Genomic DNA, 404 nt, shown 5'->3' with positions numbered 1-404 from the left:
ATTCATTGGCGGCTATTATTCCTTCCACCTGTTTCGATACCCTGCTGATATCATTTGTATAAATCAATTCAGGGAAACAATACACCTGATCTGTTTTAGGAAAACGGATATACAGATACCAGAAATGCATAGCAGTTGAAGAAACCCAGTTGATATGACCGGTAAAAAACGGAACAAAACTTTGATTACTGTCTGTTATGTTGATTTTAACTGCAGGAGCGTAATCAAATGAATGAAAGATGTCTTTATAAACGCCTTCCCGTACCCAGGTATCCGTTGTAAAAATATCAACAGCCGGATAGGAGCTTACGATGTTCGGAAGTGCTTCCCTTTTTTTAGAACATGTAATATTCCTTGCCGCACATGCTTCTATAAACGTATCCAGTCCTTTTGCAGGCACATCT

Annotated in this window: 1 protein-coding gene; it reads right to left on the bottom strand. The window is 38.9% G+C overall.

The genetic code is table 11. The features are described 5' to 3' along the window. Positions 1–404 (bottom strand): hypothetical protein (locus I6F37_RS42815; protein ID WP_225154800.1); only part of this gene is annotated, 404 nt, incomplete at both ends.

Source organism: Bradyrhizobium sp. NBAIM08 (genome assembly GCF_020193935.1).
Taxonomy (GTDB): domain Bacteria; phylum Pseudomonadota; class Alphaproteobacteria; order Rhizobiales; family Xanthobacteraceae; genus Bradyrhizobium; species Bradyrhizobium yuanmingense.
Note: the sequence above shows the minus strand (reverse complement) of the source record. Positions and strands in the feature narration are given on the sequence as shown.